Origin of the sequence: Kitasatospora sp. NPDC059817, assembly GCF_042731835.1 — a bacterium.
Lineage (GTDB): Bacteria > Actinomycetota > Actinomycetes > Streptomycetales > Streptomycetaceae > Kitasatospora.
The window spans coordinates 1-4718 of the sequence record NZ_JBHWIR010000332.1 but is presented as its reverse complement, the minus strand read 5'-3'; the positions used below and the strand labels follow the sequence as shown (position 1 = coordinate 4718).

6 protein-coding genes are annotated in these 4718 nt (G+C 71.4%); 5 read left to right on the top strand and 1 reads right to left on the bottom strand.

The window, feature by feature from the left end; all coding sequences use genetic code 11:
- Nucleotides 1-195: 195 nt before the first annotated feature.
- Nucleotides 196-867, bottom strand: a complete 672-nt coding sequence (locus ACFV61_RS34640) for a hypothetical protein (RefSeq protein ID WP_380496075.1) — start codon at nucleotides 865-867, stop codon at nucleotides 196-198.
- A gap of 151 nt (nucleotides 868-1018) precedes the next feature.
- Here ACFV61_RS34640 and ACFV61_RS34635 point away from each other — a divergent pair, with 151 nt between their 5' ends.
- From ACFV61_RS34635 to ACFV61_RS34615, 5 genes are all read left to right on the top strand, one after another.
- The gene (locus tag ACFV61_RS34635) at nucleotides 1019-1597 is read left to right on the top strand and encodes a hypothetical protein (protein ID WP_380496073.1); all 579 of its coding nucleotides are present in this window, start codon (nucleotides 1019-1021) and stop codon (nucleotides 1595-1597) included.
- A 219-nt stretch (nucleotides 1598-1816) separates the two neighbouring features.
- The gene (locus ACFV61_RS34630; RefSeq protein WP_380496070.1) at nucleotides 1817-1972 is read left to right on the top strand and encodes a hypothetical protein; all 156 of its coding nucleotides are present in this window, start codon (nucleotides 1817-1819) and stop codon (nucleotides 1970-1972) included.
- A 145-nt stretch (nucleotides 1973-2117) separates the two neighbouring features.
- Nucleotides 2118-2579: a hypothetical protein gene (locus ACFV61_RS34625; protein ID WP_380496069.1), complete on the top strand. Its 462-nt coding sequence runs from the start codon at nucleotides 2118-2120 to the stop codon at nucleotides 2577-2579.
- A 442-nt stretch (nucleotides 2580-3021) separates the two neighbouring features.
- Nucleotides 3022-3177: a hypothetical protein gene (locus ACFV61_RS34620; protein ID WP_380496067.1), complete on the top strand. Its 156-nt coding sequence runs from the start codon at nucleotides 3022-3024 to the stop codon at nucleotides 3175-3177.
- 165 nt (nucleotides 3178-3342) lie between these two features.
- Nucleotides 3343-4575, top strand: coding sequence for a cupin domain-containing protein (locus tag ACFV61_RS34615; RefSeq protein ID WP_380496065.1), 1233 nt, complete (start codon nucleotides 3343-3345; stop codon nucleotides 4573-4575).
- Nucleotides 4576-4718 lie beyond the last annotated feature (143 nt).

Below are 4718 nucleotides of genomic sequence, written 5' to 3'. Positions count from 1 at the left end.
GGCGCCCCGCCCGCGCCCCCCCTCCCGGTCCCCCAGCCCCCCCGGGGGTCCGCGGGGGGTCCCCGGGGCCCGCCCCCCCCCCCACCCCGGGCGCGCTGCCGTGAGCGTGTGCGCCTCATCCCCGCAGATGAGGGCCGCTTCGACGACCCGGCCCCGCCGGCGGCTCGCCAGCCGGCAGGGCGTGGTGCGGTCGCTTCACAGGGCCGGCTGACGGGCCTCGGTCAGCATCGCGCGCCCGGCCCGCCATTCGCCCAGCCCCGTCGGCACCAGGCCGATCAGGCAGCAGACGACCACGATGCCGCCCGCGATGGACACCGGGGTGACCGACTCGTCGGCGGGCACCGCCCGGGTCGGGTCCCCGGGCGCGTACCGGACCTCGACCACCGTGCCGAGCGCCACCATTCCTGCCAGCCGGTTCCCCGAGTAGGTGCGGCCGTCGACCGTCCAGTGGCCCCCGCAGTGCGGGTTCCTGCTCACTTCGTTGCAACTGGTGACGGTGGCCGTCGCCCGGGTGTCCATCGCCACGTTGTCGCGCACCTGGCGGACCACCGTCGCAGAGCCGCACAGCGCCAGCATCACGAGCACGAAGGTCATCGCGCCCCACGCGGTACCCGGCGCCACGGGCCGACCCGACGCCTCGGCCATCCGAGCGGCCGCGCCGCTGTTACGCACCGTCAGATAGCCGCCGCACAGGATCGGCAGCATGACCGCGACGATCACGCTGACCACCAGATACGGCTTCCCGGAGAGGGCCACACCGATGAGCTCGATCCCCGCCGCGATCAGATAGCCGGCACCCAGCAACACGCTCTGCCGGTGCCAGCGAAGAACCTGCCGTGCCGCTCCGCCATCCCCCCGCATGATCATGGCCCGACGGTAGCACTCGCCCTCACCGCCCCTGTCCACCAGTCCTGTTGACGCCCCCGGCCCCTGCCGTCGACCGCCGGGACGCCCACTTCGCACAGCCGTCCCCGAAAGCCACTTCACGTGGGGGGCGTCGGGACGTAGTGTGCGAGCCGTGAACGAATTGATCTTTCGCGGGAAGGACCTGTACGGACACGCGAAGTACACGCGTCTCGCGCTACTCGGTGCCCTACTGGTCATCCAGGTGGCGTTCGGCGCCTACCGCCTCGGCGCCGTGGCCACCTGCTGGATGGTGGGCGCAACCATCGTGATCGTCGCCCCCTTGGCGCTGATGGTCCAACGGAGTTGGAGCCGGGTGGGGGCCGACGGGGTCACCATCTGCTGGGGCCTCGGACGCGGCCGCACCCACGCCTGGCAGGACATCAGGTGGGTCGACATCCGCGAGACCAAGAACCGCCAGTACGGGAACTCGCGCGCGGCCCGGATATTCCTCGCGGGCGGCCGGCGGCGCTCACTGCCCGGCCTCCAGGACAGCTCCACCTACCCGAGGCCCGACTTCGACGTGGACGTCCAGCGGGTCCTCAACTGGTGGGAGCTCAGCACCCACCAGGACACGCGGATCCGGCCCGCACGGAGCCTGCGGGACCGCGTCTCCCCCACCGTCGTCGGGGTCCTCGCCGGAATCGTCATCGTGGTGGTGAGCTTCGTGGTCATCGCCGCCCAACAGCGCTGACAGGCCGGGTGCGGCCGGACGCTGCCGTGACCGCACCCGGCACGCACACCACCCCGAGACGAACTCGGGATTCCTGACTTCGGCGTTTCGAGGCGATCGGCACGTTGTTCTGTGGGCGGAAGCACCCGGCCCGCTGAAGGCCGCCCTGGTATTCGGGCGCGGGCCCGGGACGAGTCGTTCCGCACGCTGGGGGTGACCCATCTGGTGGAGCATCTGGCGATGGGCACGCTGCCCCGCCTGCACCACGAGCACAACGCCTCGGTGGGGCTGACCGCGACCGAGTTCACCTGTTCCGGACGGCCCGAGCAGGTGGTCGAGTTCCTGGACGGAGCTGGCCGCCGCCCGCCAGGTCCTGTCCGGTCGATCGGGGCGTAAACGCCCGCGAACGATCGGCAGTAAAGGGCCCAGGCCTTCCAGGACCCGCGGTCGACACCCTTCGAACTCCGCGAGGCGGCAGTCGAGTTGCTCTTCGGCGGGCGAGTACCGGGACGCCGACACCCGGCTCGACAGCCTGACCCGGGTGACCCCGGACCAGGCCCGGGAGGCGCTCGCGGGAGCCCTGCGCACGGCACTGCTGGTGGTCCCGTGCTGGACCGAGCCGGACGTGCGGCAGCCGGACGGCACCCCGCTCCCGAAGTACTCCTGCGGCACCGACCGTCAACTGCCCGCCGCCGGACGGATGTTCCGGCCGCCGCTGCTCGCCCGGCTGTTCTCCTCCAACGCCCGCCGGATACGTCTGGTGGTCGATGAGTCGGGACTGTGGATGCACCAGCCCGGCGGCACGGTCTGCCATGTCCGGTACGACGAGGTGGTGGGCGTGGAGGTGGACGGCGAGAGCCGGGTGGTGTTCGGCCGCAACTCCTGCTTCATCCCCCTCGTGTCCGACCTGTTCCCCGACGCCGCCCCGGCCGTGGCGGCCGTCGACGCGGCCGTCCCCGAGTCGCTGCGCTACCCGGTGTCGGCACTCCAGGCGACAGACTGACGTATCGTCACAACCGCTCTGGCGACCGGGTTCGACGCCCGGCGCCGCCGCGGTGGGCATCTCCGGCCGGGAGGCGTCCACCGCAGGCGGCGGGCAGGACCAGCACGATAGTGATCACCGGCGCGGGGCGAGGACGACTCCCCCGGACGAGCGCCGTGTGCCGACAGGGTTCGCTGTAGAGGCTCCGCATCCGGACCCGCCCGTACCGCGCTGATGCTCCGCCGCGCACAGCCGGGCGGACGACAACCGGCCTGCTCGCAGGATTGTCCGGAGTCCGGCCGGGATCGGCGTGGACAACCTCGGATCCCGCTCTTCCCCCTCTGCTGTCCGCGGCCGCCTCGGGTTGTCCGCCACTCACCTGGGCCTTCACGCCCTCCTGTAGACGGACAATCACCGCGGATCCCACGCTGGAGATTCCACCAGTTCTCAGAAGGGAGTTCCTTTGACACACAGTCTCGACCCAGCCGACATCGTCGTCGTGCGTGCTCCGGACGTGGAAACGGCCATCACGCCCGATGACATCAGCTGGGGGCCCGCGGACGACAACAACAACAACGACTCCGGTCATAAGGACTTTTTCGTCGACGACACCGACTGACCTCGCCTGAGCAGAGCCCGTCCGAGAAATCCCACGGGCCGGGGAGGGGCCGCGCTCCCGGCGTGCCCCCTCCCCGAAGGACGGCAAGAACGCCAAGGACGACATGGCTGCCGGTCACCGCGCCAGCAGGGCCGGCCGACCTCTGTTAGGAGACACGAGATCTCGATGACTTCTCTGACGGACCGGGTGGGGGCCGAGCCCGATGGACGGCCTTCCTCCGACCTCTCCCGCCTTCTCCACCCGGTGTCCCTTCCGACGTTCCGCGACGAGTACTGGGAGCGCAGGCCGCTGCACATTCCGAGGAACGACCCCGAGCGCTTCGCGGATCTCCTGACGCTCGACGACGTGGACCGGGTGCTGGGCCAGTCCGGCCCGGACTTCGGGAACGTCCGGGTCGTCCGCGAGGGCAAGGAAACCCCGGTGTCCGAACTGGGTGCCCCCGGCCGCAACATGACCGCCAGCCGGCTGGAGGCGCTGTACGAGCGGTACCGGTCCGGCTCGACCGTCATCCTGAACGCCCTCGAACGCCGCTGGGAGCCGCTGGCGCGTTTCACCTCGATGCTGAGCGCCGAGGTCAACGCCAGGTTCCAGGTGAACGTGTACCTCACCCCCGGCGGGCAGGCCCGCGGATTCGACCCGCACTACGACAGCCACGACGTAATCGTGATGCAGGCGTACGGCAGCAAGCGCTGGCGGCTGTACGGGGCGCCGTACGCGCTGCCGTTGGAAGGTCAGAGGTACGACCACTCCGGCGAGGTGCCGGAGGTCGAGGAGGAGTTCGACCTCCAGCCGGGCAGCCTCCTCTACCTGCCCCGTGGCACCATCCACGCCGCGACGTCCAACGACGCCGCGTCGATGCACCTCACCTTCGGTGTCCACCCGGTCCTGATACCCGCGCTGATCAGCGACGCGGTCCGGGAGGTCTTCGAGGGGGACGAGCGGTTCCGCAGGAGCATGCCCCTCGGATTCGCCAACGACAAGCACCTCCAGGAGCAGGCCGAGGACGTCTTCGCCGAGCTGATCGATGCGCTCGCCGCCCGGCTCTCGCCCCAGGAGATGACGGCCAGGGCCGTGAAGCAGACGACCTCGCTCGCGCCGGTGACGCTCCGCGGTCACCTGGGCGACCTGGAGAGCCTGCCGCGGCTGGACCTCGACACCCGGGTGCGGCGTCGTCCGGGTCTGCGGTGGAGCGTGGCACTCGGCGAGGAGGTCATCGAGCTCGAGTTCCACAGCAAGACCATCCAGTTGCCGGCCCACGTGGCCGATGAGGTCAGGTTCGTGACGGAGAGCGACGGGCAGGGGTTCACCGCCGGCTCGATCCCCGGCGGCCTGGACCAGCCGGGCTGCCTCCTCCTCGTGCGCACGCTGGTCCGCGAAGGATTCCTCACCCTGTCCTGACGGACGGACGGCCGACCGGGTGTCGGGCAGGGCCGGCGCCCGCCCGCGCCCGCCCCCCCCACCCAACCAAACACCCCCGGGGCCCGGGGCCCCCGGCCGGGGCCCCCCCGGGCGGGCCCCCCCGCGGAGAGGTGGGGGGGCCC